This window comes from Shigella sp. SIG6 (genome assembly GCF_053555815.1).
The window spans coordinates 1-18,279 of the sequence record NZ_JBQZXC010000020.1 but is presented as its reverse complement, the minus strand read 5'-3'; the positions used below and the strand labels follow the sequence as shown (position 1 = coordinate 18,279).

At 52.3% G+C, this 18,279-nt stretch carries 16 protein-coding genes and 5 pseudogenes; 3 read left to right on the top strand and 18 right to left on the bottom strand.

Going from position 1 to position 18,279, the window contains the following annotated elements; translation table 11 throughout:
* Positions 1-52 precede the first annotated feature (52 nt).
* From potI to ACUU1M_RS05635, 8 genes and pseudogenes are all read right to left on the bottom strand, one after another.
* Complete coding sequence (gene potI, locus ACUU1M_RS05670) at positions 53-898, bottom strand: putrescine ABC transporter permease PotI (protein ID WP_001061679.1); 846 nt, start codon at positions 896-898, stop codon at positions 53-55.
* A pseudogene (potH, locus tag ACUU1M_RS05665) lies at positions 895-1,848 on the bottom strand (putrescine ABC transporter permease PotH). Before potH ends, potI begins: the two are co-directional and overlap by 4 nt.
* 9 nt (positions 1,849-1,857) lie before the next feature.
* Positions 1,858-2,991 (bottom strand): annotated as a pseudogene (potG, locus tag ACUU1M_RS05660) (putrescine ABC transporter ATP-binding subunit PotG).
* A 94-nt stretch (positions 2,992-3,085) separates the two neighbouring features.
* Positions 3,086-4,198 (bottom strand): spermidine/putrescine ABC transporter substrate-binding protein PotF, encoded by a 1,113-nt coding sequence (potF, locus tag ACUU1M_RS05655; protein WP_000126079.1) that lies wholly within the window; start codon positions 4,196-4,198, stop codon positions 3,086-3,088.
* A 351-nt stretch (positions 4,199-4,549) separates the two neighbouring features.
* Positions 4,550-5,026 carry a type III secretion system chaperone family protein gene (locus ACUU1M_RS05650; RefSeq protein WP_000203025.1) on the bottom strand — a complete coding sequence of 159 codons (477 nt, stop codon included), beginning with the start codon at positions 5,024-5,026 and terminating at the stop codon, positions 4,550-4,552.
* Positions 5,027-5,113: 87 nt separating this feature from the next.
* Positions 5,114-6,016: a 30S ribosomal protein S6--L-glutamate ligase gene (rimK, locus tag ACUU1M_RS05645; protein WP_000684330.1), complete on the bottom strand. Its 903-nt coding sequence runs from the start codon at positions 6,014-6,016 to the stop codon at positions 5,114-5,116.
* Positions 6,017-6,076: 60 nt separating this feature from the next.
* Positions 6,077-6,825, bottom strand: a pseudogene (gene nfsA, locus ACUU1M_RS05640) (nitroreductase NfsA).
* Positions 6,809-7,096 carry a DUF1418 family protein gene (locus ACUU1M_RS05635; protein ID WP_001201560.1) on the bottom strand — a complete coding sequence of 96 codons (288 nt, stop codon included), beginning with the start codon at positions 7,094-7,096 and terminating at the stop codon, positions 6,809-6,811. The pseudogene nfsA and the gene ACUU1M_RS05635 overlap by 17 nt, the downstream one beginning before the upstream one ends.
* A 159-nt stretch (positions 7,097-7,255) precedes the next feature.
* On the opposite strand from ACUU1M_RS05635, the gene grxA reads away from it, so the two are divergent.
* A complete protein-coding gene (grxA, locus tag ACUU1M_RS05630; protein WP_001195241.1) occupies positions 7,256-7,513 on the top strand; it encodes a glutaredoxin 1 in 258 nt (85 codons plus the stop codon).
* A 29-nt stretch (positions 7,514-7,542) separates the two neighbouring features.
* Here grxA and ACUU1M_RS05625 read toward each other — a convergent pair whose 3' ends face one another.
* The gene (locus tag ACUU1M_RS05625) at positions 7,543-7,920 is read right to left on the bottom strand and encodes an inner membrane protein YbjM (RefSeq protein ID WP_000681108.1); all 378 of its coding nucleotides are present in this window, start codon (positions 7,918-7,920) and stop codon (positions 7,543-7,545) included.
* Between the two features lie 269 nt (positions 7,921-8,189).
* Here ACUU1M_RS05625 and ACUU1M_RS05620 point away from each other — a divergent pair, with 269 nt between their 5' ends.
* Positions 8,190-9,875 (top strand): aspartate:alanine antiporter, encoded by a 1,686-nt coding sequence (locus ACUU1M_RS05620; protein ID WP_001024865.1) that lies wholly within the window; start codon positions 8,190-8,192, stop codon positions 9,873-9,875.
* 235 nt (positions 9,876-10,110) lie between these two features.
* Here the strand turns inward: ACUU1M_RS05620 and ACUU1M_RS05615 are convergent, their stop codons facing one another.
* The 9 genes and pseudogenes from ACUU1M_RS05615 to ACUU1M_RS05575 form a co-directional block, all read right to left on the bottom strand.
* The gene (locus ACUU1M_RS05615; RefSeq protein ID WP_000972391.1) at positions 10,111-10,329 is read right to left on the bottom strand and encodes an ogr/Delta-like zinc finger family protein; all 219 of its coding nucleotides are present in this window, start codon (positions 10,327-10,329) and stop codon (positions 10,111-10,113) included.
* Positions 10,330-10,419: 90 nt separating this feature from the next.
* Positions 10,420-11,520: a phage late control D family protein gene (locus ACUU1M_RS05610; RefSeq protein ID WP_001011803.1), complete on the bottom strand. Its 1,101-nt coding sequence runs from the start codon at positions 11,518-11,520 to the stop codon at positions 10,420-10,422.
* Complete coding sequence (locus tag ACUU1M_RS05605; protein ID WP_000980391.1) at positions 11,517-12,002, bottom strand: phage tail protein; 486 nt, start codon at positions 12,000-12,002, stop codon at positions 11,517-11,519. Before ACUU1M_RS05605 ends, ACUU1M_RS05610 begins: the two co-directional genes overlap by 4 nt.
* Positions 11,999-15,072, bottom strand: a pseudogene (locus tag ACUU1M_RS05600) (phage tail tape measure protein). Before ACUU1M_RS05600 ends, ACUU1M_RS05605 begins: the two are co-directional and overlap by 4 nt.
* Positions 15,065-15,184 (bottom strand): GpE family phage tail protein, encoded by a 120-nt coding sequence (locus ACUU1M_RS05595; protein ID WP_000763311.1) that lies wholly within the window; start codon positions 15,182-15,184, stop codon positions 15,065-15,067. The pseudogene ACUU1M_RS05600 and the gene ACUU1M_RS05595 overlap by 8 nt, the downstream one beginning before the upstream one ends.
* 14 nt (positions 15,185-15,198) lie before the next feature.
* Positions 15,199-15,501: a phage tail assembly protein gene (locus ACUU1M_RS05590; protein ID WP_001281015.1), complete on the bottom strand. Its 303-nt coding sequence runs from the start codon at positions 15,499-15,501 to the stop codon at positions 15,199-15,201.
* A gap of 54 nt (positions 15,502-15,555) precedes the next feature.
* The gene (locus ACUU1M_RS05585; protein WP_001207660.1) at positions 15,556-16,071 is read right to left on the bottom strand and encodes a phage major tail tube protein; all 516 of its coding nucleotides are present in this window, start codon (positions 16,069-16,071) and stop codon (positions 15,556-15,558) included.
* A gap of 9 nt (positions 16,072-16,080) precedes the next feature.
* The gene (locus ACUU1M_RS05580; protein ID WP_000046125.1) at positions 16,081-17,253 is read right to left on the bottom strand and encodes a phage tail sheath protein; all 1,173 of its coding nucleotides are present in this window, start codon (positions 17,251-17,253) and stop codon (positions 16,081-16,083) included.
* A 142-nt stretch (positions 17,254-17,395) separates the two neighbouring features.
* A complete protein-coding gene (locus ACUU1M_RS05575) occupies positions 17,396-17,962 on the bottom strand; it encodes a recombinase family protein (RefSeq protein WP_000905021.1) in 567 nt (188 codons plus the stop codon).
* A gap of 63 nt (positions 17,963-18,025) precedes the next feature.
* Between ACUU1M_RS05575 and ACUU1M_RS05570 the strand changes: the two are divergent.
* A pseudogene (locus ACUU1M_RS05570) lies at positions 18,026-18,279 on the top strand (gp53-like domain-containing protein); the annotation flags it as partial.

The window sequence follows — 18,279 nt, the reverse complement described above, 5'->3', positions numbered from 1 at the left end:
ATGCCGCGACATGCGCGGCATTATGTAGCCAGGTTGGCAAATTTTAGTGTCTTCAGCCACGTCTTGCACGTTGGATGTCGCGTATCCGCTGTTTTTCTGCGCGCGCCATCAGATACCAGGCGATAAATCCGACAATTCCGACCGCGCCGAGGATCAATGTTGCCAGGGCGTTGATTTCCGGATTCACCCCCATCCGCACGCTGGAAAAGACCAGCATCGGTAACGTGGTGGCTCCCGGCCCGGAAACAAAGCTGGCGATCACCAGATCATCAAGCGACAAAGTAAAAGCCAGTAACCAGCCAGAAATGATCGCGGGCATGATCATCGGTAGCGTAATGACGAAAAACACTTTCAGCGGCGTCGCACCGAGATCCATCGCGGCTTTTTCTATCGAGCGATCCAGTTCCCGCAGACGCGACGAAATAACGACCGCCACATAAGCCGTACAGAAAGTGACATGCGCCAGCCAGATGGTAAGCATACCGCGGTCCGCAGGCCAGCCAATGGCATGAGCAAGCGCGACGAATAATAAAAACAGCGACAAGCCCGTGATGACATCTGGCATTACCAGCGGCGCGGTGATCATAAAGGCAAAGCCATTTGATCCGCGAAACCTGCCAAAGCGCACCAGCACCACCGCCGCAATAGTCCCGAGGATCGCCGCCGCCGTTGCCGCACAGGCAGCAATTGTCAGGCTTGAACCAACCGCACTCATCATCGCGTCATCGCGCAATAACTCACCATACCAGCGCGTTGACCAGCCGGCCCACACCGTCACCAGCTTCGAGCTGTTAAACGAATAGATAACCAGCATCAGCATTGGCGCGTAGAGAAAGGTAAAGCTCAGCAGCAAAATCACAATCCGCCAGGGCGAACGAACTACCGGTAAATTATTCATCCGTGTTCTCCCACGCTTTTTTGCTGGTGTTTGTGGAACCACATTATCGGCACAATTAGCAGCAGCAACATGATGATCGCTACCGCCGAGGCCACCGGCCAGTCGCGGTTATTGAAAAACTCTTGCCATAGCACGCGCCCGATCATGATGCTGTCCGGGCCACCGAGCAGTTCCGGGATCACAAACTAGCCCACAGCCGGGATAAACACCAGCATCGATCCGGCAATAATCCCACCTTTAGTCAGCGGCACGATCACAGTAAAGAACGTTTTCAGCGGTCGTGCACCGAGATCCAGCGCTGCTTCCACCAGCGAATAATCAATACGAATCAACGCGGTATAAATCGGCAGCACCATAAACGGCACGTAGGCGTAAACAATGCCAATATAAACTGCTAGATTGGTATGAAGAATGGTCAGCGGTTGATCGATAACCCCCAGCCACAGCAGAAAATTATTCAGCACACCGTTGTTTTTTAATATTCCCATCCAGGCATAAACGCGGATCAGAAACGAGGTCCACGACGGCAGGATCACCAGTAGTAATAAAATATTACGGGTCGAAGGCTTACTGTGCGCCACCGCCCACGCCAGCGGATAGCCGATCAGTAAACAGCAAAATGTCGAAATCGCAGCCACCTGTAGCGACTGGAGATAAGCATCGAAATAGAGCGGATCGTCGGTCAGTTGCAGAAAATTACCGAGATTAAGAGTGATGGACAGTTGCCCGTCAGCCCACTCCATCAGTTCGGTATAAGGTGGAATAGCGCGCGCCATCTCCGCCAGGCTTATTTTAAAGACAATCAGAAATGGCAGCAGAAACAGCAAGATCAACCAGATATATGGCAACGCAATGACCAGTTTGCGCCCATGCTTCATTTGCAGCTGCGACAACCACAGCTTAAATCCGCCCGGCGGTTTCGACTGGGCAGCAGGTTCAAGTGTATTCATCTTTGCTCCTTAAACCGTCAGCACCACACAGCTGTCCACTTCCCAGCACAAACGCACTTCGTCGCCCCAGGTCGGTAACCCTTTACGATGACGATGGGCGTTTTGTAGCTGGGCGCTAATCATCTGCCCACTTTTCAGACGAACGTGATACACCGAAAGATCGCCGAGATAGGCAATGTGTATCACCTCCCCCACCGCGAAGTTACAACCATTGGCGGGCGGCTCTTCGCAAAGCATGATTTTTTCCGGGCGCAGCGCCACATGTACCGGCACGTTATCGACCACCGAGGCATCCGCGTCGACTTTCAGTGGATGCACCAGCCCCGGCGAATCAAGCACCAGGCCATCTTCCTAACGCTCTTTGAGTACGCCTTCAAAGACGTTTACCGAGCCAATAAATTCGGCGCTATAGCGGGTAGTCGGATGCTCGTAGATCTCTTCCGGTTCGCCAATCTGGACAAATTTCCCACGATTCATAATGGCGATGCGCCCCGCCATGGTCATCGCCTCTTCCTGATCGTGGGTGACCATCACACAAGTCACACCGACGCGCTCCAGAATATCCACCACTTCAAGCTGCATCCGGTCACGCAGCTTTTTATCCAGCGCGCCCATCGGCTCGTCGAGCAGTAATAGTTTCGGGCGCTTGGCAAGGCTTCGGGCCAGGGCCACACGCTGTCGCTGACCACCAGAAAGCTGATGCGGTTTACGTTTGGCGAACTCCTGCATGTGCACCAGGCCGAGCATCTCATTGACCCGACTGGAAATTTCCGCTTTCGGTAGTTTGTCCTGTTTCAGGCCAAAAGCGATGTTCTGTTCCACGGTCATATGCGGAAACAGCGCGTAAGACTGAAACATCATATTGATGGGGCGCAGGTAAGGCGGAACCTGTGACAAATCGACGCCATCAAGCATTATCTGTCCGGCAGAAGGTTGTTCGAAACCTGCCAGCATACGCAGCAGCGTGGACTTGCCACAGCCGGATGCGCCCAGCAGCGCGAAGATTTCACCTTTGTAGATGGTCAGGCTGACATCATCCACCGCATGTTGACCATCGTAGGATTTGGTGAGGTTGCGGATTTCTAATAGCGGCGTCAGCGCCTTACGGGTTTTCGCCTGCGGGCGAGGGATAGCGTCATTCACGGCTGCTCTCCGGCATTGAATGTGTGCAAGCGCACCATGATGGTGCGAATTGCCGGCGGGTGTGGTGCGCCCGCCCGGCATCTAAGGCTGCGGATTATTTTCCGCTCTTCACTTTGGTCCACGCGCGGGTGCGCACACGGTCGATTTTCGGGTCCTGCACTTTCAGAGTGAACAGCTTCGCACGAACATCCGCAGGCGGATAAATACCCGGGTTCTCACGGACTTCCGCACTCACCAGCGGCGTGGCTGCTTTATTGGCGTTGACATAGAACACATGGTCGGAAATATGCGCTACTACATCCGGGCGCAGCAGGTAATTCAGGAACTGATAGGCTTCGTCTTTGTTTTTGGCATCCGCAGGCATGGCGAATACATCAAAGAACGCCATCGCCCCTTCTTTTGGAATCGAGAACGAGACATTCACTCCATTCTTCGCTTCCTTCGCGCGGTTTGACGCCTGCCAGACATCACCTGCCCAGCCGATAGCGACGCAAATATCGCCGTTTGCCAGGTCGTTAATGTATTGAGATGAATGGAAATAACGAATGTTCGGGCGCAGCTTTAACAGCAGATCGGTTGCCGGTCCGGTGTAATCATCCGCTTTAGTGCTGTTGGGATCTTTGCCGAGATAATTCAACACGGTAGCAAAAACTTCTTCTGGCGCATCCAGGAAAGAGACACCGCAGCTTTTCAGTTTTTCCAGATTTTCAGGTTTGAGGATCAAGTCCCAGCTATCGACGGGCGCGTTTTCGCCCAGCACAGCTTTAACTTTATCAACGTTATAGCCAATCCCGGTCGTCGCCCACATATAGGGCATAGCAAATTTATTGTCGGGATCGTGTTTGGCGACCAGCTTCAGCAGCTCCGGGTCGAGATTCTTCCACTCCGGCAATTTGCTTTTGTCCAGCGGCTGGAAAACTCCCGCAGTCAACTGGCGTTCAAGAAAGCTGGCAGATGGAACCACCAAGTCAAAGCCGGTGCTACCCGCCATTAATTTGCCTTCCAGTACTTCGTTAGAGTCGAAAACATCGTAGACGACTTTAATACCGGTTTCTTTTTCAAAATTGGCCACCGTGTCAGGGGCGATATAATCAGACCAGTTATAAATGTGGAGTGTTTTTTGTTCAGCCGCGAGCGTGCCGACAGAGACGGCCATCAGAGCACCCGCAACCAGACCCGATAGCCATTTTTTATTTAAGGCGGTCACATCTCTTTCCTTCTGAAAGTTCGTTAACAAACGAACAAAAGTTGTCACACTGAAAGATATGCAATAAACGTGCATATTTTTTTATCGGCGCGGTGTAAGAAAAGAGAACTCTCTCCCGGCCAGCACTGCTCGCTATATAGAAGCATCGCAAGAATAACTTTAGCCAGGGTTTGAGACTATAGCTCGGATTAAAAAACGGTATTTAACAAATTTTTATGCGTATTTGCTCTATGTGATAAAGCCAAATCGACACAAGAGAAGTGAAATAATCTTTAAGAAAAGGTTAAAAACAGCAGATAATTTTGCAGCGCGCAGTCACTGCGGCAGCGACTGCGTGCTCGAAAGGAATTATCAGTGGAGAAAATAGTTTTCGGTAACGTTGTTTTGCCCTTCATCGTCAGTCGGTAACAGCAGTTGATGGGCATTAGCTTCAAGAATGACCATCGAAATCTGCTCTTCGCTCTGACGCACGAACCATGCAAACTGCTCATAGGTTACGCCCTGCATAACGGATAAAGACTGGCAAACCACCAGCTTTGGCAGATTATCATCCTGCATATCAAGAAATGCTTTCACGGTCAGCGAACTGGCATTGATGGCAGATAAATCCGCCGCCAGCGGCAATACGGCTGAAGGTCGGACTTCCGCCATGGCAGAAAACAGGATCGTGTTATCGATCAGATCGATTTTGGCATCAAAGACACCGTCGAAATTCTGCATATGGGGCAGATGCAGAGCCTGACAGTTATCACATTCAAAAAAACTCATCCCCAGGTCATCGAGCCATTGACGCAGCGTATCCAGACCAGGAACGACCAGCGATGTCATAATTTTGTACAACCTCTTTCGATAAAAAGACCGGCACAGCTTACGCAAAAAGCGCAGGCAAAACCATGATCAGTAATGTGATTGCGACTAACCACCCGTTTTCAGGCAATATTCTGTCGTAGCGTGGCGTTCGATCCAGCGGATCATTTTACCCGCGATATCGATACCGGTGGTTTTTTCTATTCCTTCCAGCCCCGGCGACGCATTCACTTCCATCACCAACGGCCCGCGATTAGCACGCAGAATATCCACACCAGCAACGTCCAGCGCCATCGTTCGCGCGGCTTTTATCGCGATTTCACGCTCCTGTGGTGTGATACTGGCGACGCTTGCCGCGCCGCCACGATGCAAATTGGAACGAAAATAGCCCTCTTTCGCCCGCCGTTCAATCGCAGCGACCACTTCATCACCAACAACCAGACAGCGGATATCGCACCCTTGCGCCTCTTTGATATATTCCTGCACCAGAATATGCGCGTTCAGACCGCGGAAAGCGTCAATCACGCTTTCCGCCGCCTGACGAGTCTCCGCCAGCACGACGCCAATTCCCTGCGTGCCTTCAACCAACTTGACCACCAGCGGCGCACCACCGACCATGTCGATTAAATCGCTGGTATCATCCGGCGAATGCGCAATGCCCGTGACAGGCAGGTCGATGCCCTGACGCGCCAGCAGTTGCATGGAACGCAATTTGTCACGCGCCCGGGCAATGGCGACCGACTCATTGAGCGGATAGCTCCCCAGCATCTCGAACTGGCGCAGTGCCGCCGTCCCATAAAAGGTAATGGCGGTGCCAATACGCGGGATCACTGCGTCAAAATGGGGTAACTTGCGGCCTTTGTAGTGAATAGAAGACGCCGCAGGATTTATGTTCATGTAGCAAGAAAGCGGATCAAGAATTTCAACCAGGTGACCGCGCTGTATAGCGGCTTCACGCAGCCGCTTACACGAATAGAGCGTTCCATCCCGGGACAATATGGCAATTTTCACTCTGCACCTCTCTGTCAGACCTGGTCAAAAGCCCGCGTATCATACATCGACGTGGCGGTTTTAGCGCGTCGCCCAACCCTGTTTGTGCAAATAATCCAGAATAAATGGGCGGCTTTCTTTAATGATTGTTCGGCGGATATGATCGCTCCAGGTATCCCGGCGATTATTGCTGCCACGGGTGAGGTAATATTCCGCCAGTTGCTCGTCATACTGCGCCAGTGCGTCTTTATCCAGCGGTTGATAGCTGTTTTCATGCACCAAAATGGAGGCCGGTAAACGCGGCTTGAGATCCGGATTATCCGCAGGCCAGCCAAGGCACAGCCCAAACAGCGGCAGAACATGCTGCGGTAATTTCAGCAGTTTCGTCACCGCTTCAATATTATTGCGCAGGCCGCCGATATATACCCCGCCCAATCCCAGCGATTCCGCTGCGGTTAATGCATTCTGCGCCATCATTGCCGTATCAACGACACCGAGCAACAGTTGTTCCGCCAGGCCGAGCTGAGCATCCGGACAGATCTGTAAATGGCGGTTAAAGTCGGCACAGAACACCCAGAACTCCGCCGCTTGCGCTACGTGTTTTTGCCCGCCGCTTGCGCTACGTGTTTTTGCCCGCCGGTCAGCGTCACCAGTTCTTCACGTAATGCTTTGTCGGTAATGCGAATAATGCTACTACACTGCAAAAAACTGGAACTGGACGTCGCACGGGCGCTGTTAATAATCGCCTCACACTGCGCTTCGGAAATGGGTTCATCAGTGAAATGGCGAATGGAGCGATGGCCACAAATAAGTTCAATGGTTGGCGTCATTATCTTTTTCTCTTTCTGAACGTGAATATTGCGGTGGACGGTTCATCAGCTGTGGGGCAAGACGTTTTGCCACCTGAAGAATAACCACCACCGCAGCGGGAAGCATGAGCAAAACACCGAGAAAAATCATCAGAATCTGCACTTCTGGCCGAGAAAATGGCTCAGGCAGCGACAGGGAGTCGCTTACCGACAGCAGCGCCACCGCCAGTAGCATCATTCCGATAAATTCCAGTATCAACACGCCTTTAGGCAATTTACCGATCGCGCGCATACGCTTCCCTCTGCAAAGTGAGCCTTCAGTCTAAAACTTTTCACTGTATTGTGTTTAACAGTTATAGCTTTTAGCAATTAATGCAACAGGTTAAACCTACTTTCAGCGAATACATTTTAGCGTGATCATTACAGGCATAAATCTATGAGGAGAGAAATAATGCAAACCGTTATTTTTGGTCGTTCGGGTTGCCCTTACTGTGTGCGTGCAAAAGATCTGGCTGAGAAATTGAGCAATGAACGCGATGATTTTCAGTATCAGTATGTAGATATTCGTGCGGAAGGGATCACTAAAGAAGATCTACAACAAAAGGCAGGTAAACCCGTAGAAACCGTGCCGCAGATTTTTGTCGATCAGCAACATATCGGCGGCTATACCGATTTTGCTGCATGGGTGAAAGAAAATCTGGACGTCTGATCGTCTGACAAGCCCTCGCGTTGAGGGCTTTACTGATTTTTTCTGTGCTGTGGTTTAAACAAACTACTGATAAATAAGAAACACAGTGCCCCCAGCGCACACCAGAACACCGCGCTTAGTAACCATGCCAGCTCTTGCCAGAATGAGCGCGTCGGTGAAAAAAACAGCCGCATAATGAGCATTGAACAGGGTGCCGCCAGCATTGCGCCAAATAGAGGTTTCAGGACTTCTCTACGCTGTGAAAAGAAACTGGCAACAGCTCCAGGAAGAATGAAAAACAGCAAGCCGATTTCAGGATGCCCGGCAGCCCGAAAAGCGCCTTTCATGTGCGTCGCCAGAAAAAGGCACACCACAATGAAGAGGACAAAACAGCAGATTGCCCCCGCCCAACGTTGTTTATGTTTCACTCGTTCCTCCTGACACTGCGTCTATCGAACACATTTTTCGCCAGTGTGGCGTTCAGTAAGATAAAGCCGCTTCGCATTCCATGCTAATATAGGCCAACGAAATTCATATAGCCGTTGATACCTAATGTGATTACACTAGTAAAATATATTGTTACTTTACTATCGTTTAGGTGCGCTGAATGAATCTGCGCCCTGAATTCTGGTAAAAAACATTATCGTAAATTACCATTTCTTTCAACAGCTTACTAGTAAACAAGAAGTTAGCCTCCGTGAATATAAACGTCGCCGAATTGTTAAATGGGAATTACATTCTGTTATTATTTGTGGTCCTCGCGCTTGGGCTATGTCTCGGAAAGTTACGACTTGGTTCGATCCAACTGGGTAATTCCATTGGCGTTTTAGTCGTATCGCTGTTATTAGGCCAACAACATTTCAGCATTAACACCGATGCGCTTAATCTTGGCTTTATGCTGTTTATTTTCTGCGTCGGGGTCGAAGCCGGACCGAACTTTTTTTCCATTTTTTTTCGCGATGGGAAAAATTACCTAATGTTAGCTCTGGTGATGGTTGGCAGTGCGCTGGTGATCGCCTTAGGGTTAGGTAAGCTGTTTGGCTGGGATATTGGCCTGACGGCCGGTATGTTAGCAGGCTCTATGACGTCGACACCGGTTCTGGTCGGTGCTGGCGATACACTGCATCATTCCGGCATGGAAAGCAGGCAGCTCTCACTGGCACTGGATAATCTGAGCCTCGGGTATGCCTTAACCTATTTAATCGGTCTGGTGAGTTTGATTGTTGGTGCGCGTTACTTGCCGAAATTGCAGCATCAGGACTTACAGACCAGCGCCCAGCAAATCGCCCGCGAACGTGGCCTGGACACTGATGCCAACCGTAAGGTTTATTTACCGGTGATCCGCGCCTATCGCGTCGGCCCGGAGCTGGTGGCCTGGACCGACGGCAAAAATCTGCGTGAACTGGGTATTTATCGACAAACCGGCTGCTACATTGAACGTATTCGACGTAACGGGATTCTGGCAAATCCAGACGGTGATGCCGTGCTACAAATGGGCGATGAAATAGCGTTGGTAGGCTATCCCGACGCCCATGCCCGACTCGATCCCAGCTTCCGTAACGGTAAAGAAGTTTTCGATCGTGACCTTCTCGACATGCGTATCGTCACTGAAGAAGTGGTCGTTAAAAACCATAACGCTGTAGGTAAACGTCTCGCACAACTGAAGTTGACCGATCACGGTTGCTTCCTTAACCGCGTCATTCGTAGCCAGATTGAGATGCCGATAGATGACAACGTCGTGCTTAACAAAGGTGACGTTTTACAAGTCAGCGGTGATGCCCGTCGCGTAAAAACCATCGCCGATCGCATCGGCTTTATCTCGATTCACAGCCAGGTCACTGACCTGCTGGCATTTTGCGCCTTCTTTGTTATTGGGCTGATGATCGGGATGATCACCTTCCAGTTCAGCACATTCAGTTTCGGCATGGGGAACGCTGCCGGGTTGTTATTCGCCGGAATTATGCTGGGCTTTATGCGTGCTAACCACCCGACCTTCGGTTACATTCCGCAAGGTGCATTAAGCATGGTGAAAGAGTTCGGCTTGATGGTGTTTATGGCAGGCGTTGGTCTGAGCGCCGGTAGCGGTATTAATAACGGCCTGGGCGCGATTGGCGGTCAGATGTTGATTGCCGGATTAATTGTCAGTCTTGTGCCCGTGGTTATCTGTTTCTTGTTCGGTGCTTATGTATTGCGAATGAACCGCGCACTGTTGTTCGGCGCAATGATGGGCGCACGCACCTGCGCGCCGGCAATGGAGATCATCAGTGATACAGCTCGCAGTAACATCCCTGCGCTGGGCTATGCGGGCACCTACGCAATCGCCAACGTCCTGCTGACGCTGGCAGGGACAATCATCGTCATGGTATGGCCAGGATTAGGATAAAACTGAAGTTGCCCTGAAAATGAAATTTTTTTGCACAACCGCAGAACTTTTCCGCAGGGCATCAGTCTTAATTAGTGCCACTGCTTTTCTTTGATGTCCCCATTTTGTGGAGCCCATCAACCCCGCCATTTCGGTTCAAGGTTGATGGGTTTTTTGTTGCCTGAAATTTAAGCTGTTTAAAATCATGATGTTAGAAGCACTGTTTTTTAACGATGGCGACAAAATGGCGGCAGCGTCAAAGAGAGAGCGCCACCTGTCCTGATTTCATTGGATGCGGCTGAACCGGATTTGACTCTTTTGGCGTTGCAATCGAACGAACAAAAGTTTCATGGGTAACAAAAGTATGGCTGCAGTTAATGTTCTGGCACTGGTTGTAACGCTCTTTGGTCAATGAAGATACCTGAAAACTGCTGCGAGTATGGGCGGCACTTCCACACAGTGGGCAAATCATCATTTTTCGAGTTCTCCCAATTTTTGCTAAATTCACAATAATGATACCGAATTATTCCATTTTGCAAACTTAAAAGTTCTCCATTGCGAAGAATCATTCCATTTCGAAATCATCAATCCTCACTTCAAGCTCCAGACTGGTCGTAAAACCATTATCCGGGCTTACGGTATGCGTCAGAGTCGTAATGGTCCATTCCGCATCATCTATCGGCTGTTTAAAGCCACTGACTTTCACTGGCATTTCCGTGTAGAGATCTGCCCGCCCTTCCGCCAGTTGTAACGAGAATGACGCAACGCCGCGTTGCAGGCGTTCCCACTGCATTTTCGCCGCTCGTTCGGTGTTGCTCCGGTTGGCATAAGTGCGATTAAGTACCAGCACGTTTTCATCCGTACCCACCAGGTAATCGCCCTGCTTCGCTTCCGGCTCTTTCTTCTGCTTCTTAGTCCTGCGCTTACGCTTCACCGTGGTGCTTTCTTTCTTCGCGGGTTCGCGGGTATGCAACCAGCTGGCAATTACGCCCGTGTAGGCTCCGCGATCTGCCAGGGTAAAGCGGTGACTGTCGCCGTCCTTACGTGTGATAGTGATAACCGGTAGTGGTTTACCGCTGGCGCTTTTACCCTGTCCCTGCCGGATGAATACCAGATTGCCATTTTTCACCGACGCAATAGCACCGTACTGGCGCGCCAGCCGCATCAGAAAACTGCCGTCACTCTCATTGGTCTGGTCTATATGCTCCACGGGTTTATCCGACAGGTCTTCACCCAATGCCATCTTCAGTTTGTGCCGCGCAGATATTTCCTTCACGACTTCCCCAACGGTGGTCTTGTGCCACGATTTTTCACGGCGGGTATTCAGCGTTTCACGAAAATCAGCACTTCGCGCCCGGATAGTCAGGCGGTCCGGTGCGCCAGTGTGTTCAATCTCGTCCACCGTGAATGCCCCTTTCGGGAAAAGCGGCTGCCCCTTCCACCCCAGCGCCAGCGTAATGACCGCACCACGGCGCGGCAGCACGATTTTTCCGTCGGCGTCGTCCAGCTCCAGATCAAGCTGGTCCGCTTCAAATCCCCGATTGTCCGTCAGCGTCAGACTCATCAGGCGGTTATCCAGCACAGTAGTGATATCCCTGCCCTCAATACTGATGCTGAATGCAGGAGTTTTGTTGCCTTTGTTAAGCAGTTCAGAGCTGAAATTCACGACAGCAGCCCTCCCACCGTTTTACTGATATCGCTTAATGCAGATGTTGCCGTGTCCTGCAGATTATTCAGCTGCGCACTGAGATCACCGAACATATCGGACAGGGATTCATCCACCCGTTTGAGCGACAGGGTGAACTCAATCCGGCGCGGCATACCGTCGCGGAAAAACTCCGTTTTAGTCTGATTCAGTCCCTCAATCACATACATGCCGTAAATCGTGCCGCTGCCTTCAATCAGGGGCCATGCTTTCCCCTGTTCTGCCATCTGCTCAAGTGCCAGCAACGACAGCCTGCCGCCTGTTATCTCCGGCATAAGAACACCGGAAAGCGTCAGCATGTCGTTGTCCGGTCCCAGAAACTGCGTGGACGGACGACGATTTACCCGGCTGTTAGCCGCATGTCGCCAGCTGCGTTGATACTGCAGTTCCTGATACGGCACGGTGCGCAGCATAAACACGTACAATCCCAGCACCATCATCATGCGTCGTATCCCCCCTGATCGCTGTAGTTACTCCTGGCTTTTGCCTTCAACCTGCGTTCACGTTCATCAAGCTGGCGGGCCACCTCCCGCGCAATATCCTGCGCACTTTGTCCTGGCTGTGTCTGGATGATGATCTGCGTCGGTGCTTCAATCCGGTAAATGGGCGGCACAGTAGCTGCACGACTCACCATCGCTTCACCGCCTTTCGCGGGAAGCGCCAAAGGATGCAACGGTGGAAGCTCTGCTGGCGCGGCAGCAACGCCCATCATTCCGGCGACAACGGCAGCCAGTGCAGCTGTATTTCTCCGGCTGGTCACGTTTGCCGGGCCGTTAACAATTTCCGGCCCGTTTTCACCGACGATGCCAAACTGCCCACGCGGGATATAGCCGCCGCTGTCATACATACCCGCAAAGCCATATCCCCATGACGGAAAATCACCCGATGGCATCATCACTTTACCGTCTGCATTCACCGTCGCAGGTTGCTGACTCGTCACGCTTTCCGGTAGTTTTGCCTTTGCGGCCTCTTTACTGACAATGCCGAGTTTCTCCAGCAACCAGGAAACGCCGGATTTCAGGGAGTCCAGCGGATGCATGACCATATTCAGCCCTTCCGCCAGTGCCTCCCCGAATCGCCGCCCCATTGCCGCTGCACTCTGCAGTTCGGCAGAGGTCGACTTAACGGGCGTCAGCAGATCAGTAAACCAGCCCCACAGCGCCTGTACTTTGTCGCCAATCCACTGAAACACGGGCTTAAGCGGTTCGAATGCAGCACTGATGGGACCTGCCGCCGCTTTGAATCCTTCCACCACGCCACCGAGAAATGCGGTGATGGGTTGCCAGTATTTCCAGACAACCAGCGCCACGCCCGCCAGTGCAGTAACCACAAGACCTATCGGACTGAGCAGAGCACCTAACAGACCAGATACGGCATACAGGGCAACGCGCAGCATCGCCAGCGGACCGGATGCCAGCACACGCAGCACCGCGCCTGCGGCAGCCAGTCCACCGCGTAGTGCTGCCAGTGGATTCATAAACATCACAGCAACCGCACGTAACCCGGATAATCCAGACCGCAAAAGTGCAACCGGCGCACCTGCTACCGTTTTCAGGACATTTCCCGTCAGTGATGCCGTGCGGCGCAAAGACGACAACGGCGCAGTAAGTAAACCTGCGGCGTTGCCCGATGAAGCAAGCCCGCGTCGCAGCAGTGCCTGTGGTGCGCCAGCCAGGACAACGCACTGCTGGTTCGAGTTACTGCTGCCGTAACGGAAGGTAACATTTTGATACCCAGCACAGAGAATCCCAGACGGATCACTGCCAGCGGCCCCAGCACTGCAGCCAGCGCCACCGCTAAGGTGCCGAGGCCCACGGTAACGGCAGCCACCACAGCGGCTACTTTCATCAGTGTGCCTGTCAGTTCCGGGTTAGCTTCCACCCAGCGACGCAACGCCCCTGTGACGCTTTTCACCGTGAACAGAATATCCATCAGCGGCTGGCGCAGCGTTTCGCCCAGGCTGCTGAAGGTGTTCTGCGCTCCGGTTTTGACCAGCAACCACTGAGCAGAAAGTGAGTCCTTGTTGATGTCGGATTCTTTCTGCATGGAACCGAGCGCATCATTGCCCGTTGTCAGTTTTAGCTGGCGCTGCAGTTCCGGAAGGTTGTTTGCCAGTTTCGCTGCGTCATCGCCAAACTCTTTACCAAACAACATGGTCATGGCAGACAGGCGCTTATCCTGCGGCAGTGCGTTCACCTTCTCCAGCACGCGCTGGATGGTTCCCATCGCATCCTTCGTCATCTGCTTTTCAATCACTTCAGGATTGAGTTTCAGCAGATTCATCCCTTCAAAGAAACTCTTGCTCTGCATGGTGGCAATGGACAATTCACGCACCATCGCGTTTGCTGCACTGGCTGCAACCTCTGGCGCAGCGCCCAGTGTCAGGAAGGTGGAACCCAGCGCCGCCGCTTTACGATAATCCAGACGATCAGCCACACCGCCCAGGCGTTGCATGACATCAATGATGTCTACCCCTTTCGACATGGCGTTATCATCCAGATAGTTCAGCGCATCACCGAGCTGTTCAATATTGCGGGTAGGGATTTTGTAGAGCTGGGCGATTTTCCCCAGACTTTCTGACAGTTCATCCGCTGGCAGCTCAAAGGCTGTTGCCGCCTTTGCTGCCGTACTGGCGAAGGCCAGCAGGTCACGTTTCTGGTCCTCCCAGCTGTCGTCAGGGTTTGCAACGTTCATACGCGCACCACCTTCAACCAGTGCAGCGAAGTCCACCGCACCGTTTTCCATCGGCAACTGTTCGCTGGCAGCTTTGATGGCATCCTGCATTTCATAAAAACGTGCAGTGCGGTTGCCATTATCGTCACGCAGACCATTGACCTGCTTTGTCACACCTTTCATGGCATCTTCCATGCTGGTATAGCTTTTTACTGCCGCCATCACTGGCGTCCCCATTGCCAGCCCTGCCGCCGTGGTGGTGGCTCCGGCTCCTGCGATGCGATCGCGCACCTCCAGCGAACGGGCATAACTGGCACGCGCTGCATTCATCCTGCGCTGAGCTTCCCCCAGTCGCTTCAGCCGCGCCTCCTGTTTCGACAGTTCCTGGTTATAACGTGATGTTTCACGGGCTAAACGGGCAGTTGCTCCCGCATCATCTTTCGCAGAAATTCCCGCCCGGTACAGTTCTGCACGCACAAGCGCCGTTTGCTTCTGCAAATATTTTTGTTGTTCTTCCAGGCGTTGGACTGCCAGCGTTTGCCGACCTAAAGCCACAAGGTGCCGTTGTGATGGTTGTTCCATCGCTTCCAGCTCAGAACTAAGCAAATTTGCCTTCTGTCTGGCATAGTTCAGCCTGTCGCCTAACTTTTTGTTATCGGCCTGCAGCTTGCGAAATTTTTCCAGGCTGTTACCCGCCTGATTGAGTTGCTTTAATGCGTCACGGGAGTTTCTGATTGCGCCAGCCAGCTCTTTCGAACTGGCCTGTGCAGCACGGAATGGGCGGGTGAGTTTGTCAACCGCATTAAGAATGACCTGCAGGCGCAGGTTATTATCACTCATCGTTAGCCCCGCTTCTCTGAATCGCTTTATACCGCCATTCCAGCACTTCGGTCAGCGGCATAACGTCAGTAACGGATGGCGGCCAGTGAAAGATGGTGGCGATATCAGCCACCAGATCGTCAACCGTCAGGCTGTCGGTAAACCGGCAAGCACCGACTTCTTCAACAAAAAAGTGACAACCTCAACCGACATAGCGGTGAGATCTGCCGAGTCCATCTCTGCAATTTCTTGTGCGGTCAGTGCCGGACTGGAAATGCAGGGGATCACGGTCATCATCGCGTTCACATCCATATCCATAATGGCCTGCAGGCGTATACCGCGCAGCGCACCGGACTGCGGTTTACGCAGCACAATTTCGGTAATTTCTGTTTTACCGCGCATGATGGGGGTATCCAGTTGAATGGTCTTTTCAGTCTGCTTATCGCTCATTTTATTGTCCTGTAAATTGGGTTCTGGCGCGGTATCCCGCGCCGTTCAGATACATCAGAGGCCGAGGGCGTTGCGGTGCGCTTCCATCAGGTCCACACCGTCCACAATTTCCACCATGTTGATAAGGTCCACTTCATAGAGCACCTCACCATTGATGGTCAGCTTCGCGTAGCTGTTGGTACTGGTCACTTTGGTGGTGTTGCTTTCGCCCGTCTTCCACTCGCCGGAATCCACTTCTTTGTGACGTCCTCGCACCACAAGCTCCACAGCCTGCACTTCCCCGGTATCGTCACGCTGGATAGAGCCAGTAAAGCGCAGCTGGATGCCATCCACAGTGGCTTTGCCCATCTGCTTAAACAGCAGCAGTTCAGTACCACCAATGGAAAATTCTGTGTCCAGAGCACTGTCATCAAGCCCCAGATCCACATCCACCGCCCCCGGCATTCCGCCGCCGCGATACTTCTCATATTTGCGGGTGAATTTCGGCAGCGTCAGCGACTCAACGATCCCCTGCCAGTTGTTCCCGTCGTTAAACAGGTTCAGGTGTTTTAATTTGCGTGGTAAAGCCATGTTGTCCCCTTACGCGCTGACCTGGCTGGCGAAATTCACCAGGTACTGATCGGTGATGCGCTGACGCAGCATCAGGTTTTCAAGTGGCGGCACTGGCGTGTAGTCGTAGTCGATAGTGAGTTTCCCGGCTTTCAGAGTGTCTTTGTCGTTCACCGACTCGTCCAGCCAGCAATCACCACCAATGAGATACCCCTGACTGACCAGGCTGCGCATTTTGGCGCGGATACCTTCGATAATGTCGCGGGCCAGCGACGGATTCAGCGGTTTGTCCACTGCCCACATGTGCGCTTCTGCCATCGTGTCCATCAGTACCTGCGCCGTGCGGGTGTAGTTTTCGAAGGCAAAGAGCGGGTCATCGCTCAGACAGCGGGAACCCCAGAAGCGGAAACCGTCTTTGCGGATAAGCGTGGTAACGTCGTTCTGGTTAAGCAGACCTGCATCGGTTGCCGGGTCCTGCAGATCCCAGAACACATCAGCAGAAATTCCGGTGACACCGTTCACGCCCACGTTGGACAGGCTTTTGTGCCATCCGGTCTGCTCATCAATTTTGGCGCGCAGACCGAGCGCACGGGCGGTGGCATATGCCGTTGCTTCGGCATTCAGCACCGTGTCCCAGCCCGTAAAGTCAGGCCAGATCAGCATCCCTTCGCGCTGGCTGAAGTTTTCACGGTAAGTGATCGCCTCCTGTACCGTCTTGCAGCCATACGCTGACAGGTAAGCAAACCCACGCAGGCTTTGCGCCACGCTCAGCAACTCAGTCGCAACGGCTTTGTTATCGTGGCCTGGCACGCCGAGAATGCGCGGTTTAACGCCGAGCTGTGACTGGGCAGATAACAGGGCTTTCATACCTGTTTTTTTACCTTCAGCAGTCACTGCGCCGATGATATTGGTCGTGGTTTCGTCTTCCGTTTCACCCTGCGGCACACGCACAACAACGGTCACGGGTTTTGCCTGGTCAGCGATGGCATCCAGCGAACGGGCCAGAGTACCGGACTCACCCGCTTTACCGCTGGCAGTCAGCACATCAGTGATCAGCACGGGTTTATTAAGAGGAAACATTTTTGCATCGGCATCATCGCCCGTGCAGACCATACCCACGATGGCGGTGCTCACCGTGGTAATGGATCGGGTGCCTTCGTTGACTTCAACAACGCGCACCCCGTGGTGGTAATCCTGAGCCATAGTGGCGAACCTCCTGATTGGATTAGGCTTCGCCCTATGTTGAAGTGATTGTGCCTGACAAACAGCTAAGCGCAGTTGTACCGTTATTCATACAAAATGACGGTATTTGTCTGCTTGCAGGGATAATCAACATAATGCTGATTCAGGGGGATTCATTGCTCTTATTTGCCGGAAATTTTCTATAAATTGTGGAAACACCTACATCAAAAATCAGTGCAATACGCTGTCTTGATTCTCCGGCCTCGAGTAAACGTCCAATCTGTGCCCACTGTTCGGTGATCAACTTAGGACGGCGTCCACCTACTCTGCCTTTGGCGCGAGCTGCAGCCAGCCCCGCCTTGGTACGTTCAACTATCAGTTCGCGCTCCATTTCAGCCAGGGCCCCCATGACATGAAAAAAGAAACGGCCCATTGGGGTACTGGTATCAATACTGTCAGTCAGGCTTCGGAAATTCACGCCACGCTGGCGCAGCTCTTCTATCAGCGTAACGAGATGCCGCATACTGCGCCCCAACCTGTCCAGCTTCCAGACAACCAGAGTGTCACCTGCCGATAATGTCCTGAGCAGTTTTTTCAGTCCCGGTCTGTCGGACTTAGTGCCACTGATTTTGTCCTCAAAAATCCGCTCACATCCCGCGCAGTTCAGTGCATTACGTTGCAAATCGGTGTTCTGGTCATTTGTTGACACGCGTACATAGCCAATAAGCATGATCAATCCCCTGAATAAAAACCGGGGATGATGCCAGTTAGCCGTTATCTCTGCATTTTCATAAACGTTGGTTTGGGAGAAGCGGCTAAAAGAAATGTAGGGACAGGGGCGAATCAGATACCTGATATGGGTAGTTTTATGCTTTCTGCTTCAGTTCCTGGATATCAAAAATTGCCATCCGGTTTAATTATTCAATGGGGGCCAATTGATGTTCCGCTGACGTCTCAGGACACAGTAACCTATTTTCCGATTGCATTTCCGAATAGATGTCTGCGGGTATTTGCGACTCAGGATTACACTCCCGGCAGTGCAAATGT

What these genes read in the sequence shown, in the direction of transcription:
- ACUU1M_RS05585 (WP_001207660.1), bottom strand. Translation starts at nt 16,071, where the DNA reads ATGGCTTTACCACGCAAATTAAAACACCTGAACCTGTTTAACGACGGG.
- ACUU1M_RS05575 (WP_000905021.1), bottom strand. Translation starts at nt 17,962, where the DNA reads ATGCTTATTGGCTATGTACGCGTGTCAACAAATGACCAGAACACCGAT.
- potI (WP_001061679.1), bottom strand. Translation starts at nt 898, where the DNA reads ATGAATAATTTACCGGTAGTTCGTTCGCCCTGGCGGATTGTGATTTTG.
- ACUU1M_RS05605 (WP_000980391.1), bottom strand. Translation starts at nt 12,002, where the DNA reads ATGATGATGGTGCTGGGATTGTACGTGTTTATGCTGCGCACCGTGCCG.
- ACUU1M_RS05580 (WP_000046125.1), bottom strand. Translation starts at nt 17,253, where the DNA reads ATGGCTCAGGATTACCACCACGGGGTGCGCGTTGTTGAAGTCAACGAA.
- ACUU1M_RS05590 (WP_001281015.1), bottom strand. Translation starts at nt 15,501, where the DNA reads ATGAGCGATAAGCAGACTGAAAAGACCATTCAACTGGATACCCCCATC.
- ACUU1M_RS05615 (WP_000972391.1), bottom strand. Translation starts at nt 10,329, where the DNA reads ATGATGATTTGCCCACTGTGTGGAAGTGCCGCCCATACTCGCAGCAGT.
- ACUU1M_RS05635 (WP_001201560.1), bottom strand. Translation starts at nt 7,096, where the DNA reads ATGCGCGCGATCGGTAAATTGCCTAAAGGCGTGTTGATACTGGAATTT.
- ACUU1M_RS05650 (WP_000203025.1), bottom strand. Translation starts at nt 5,026, where the DNA reads ATGACATCGCTGGTCGTTCCTGGTCTGGATACGCTGCGTCAATGGCTC.
- grxA (WP_001195241.1), top strand. Translation starts at nt 7,256, where the DNA reads ATGCAAACCGTTATTTTTGGTCGTTCGGGTTGCCCTTACTGTGTGCGT.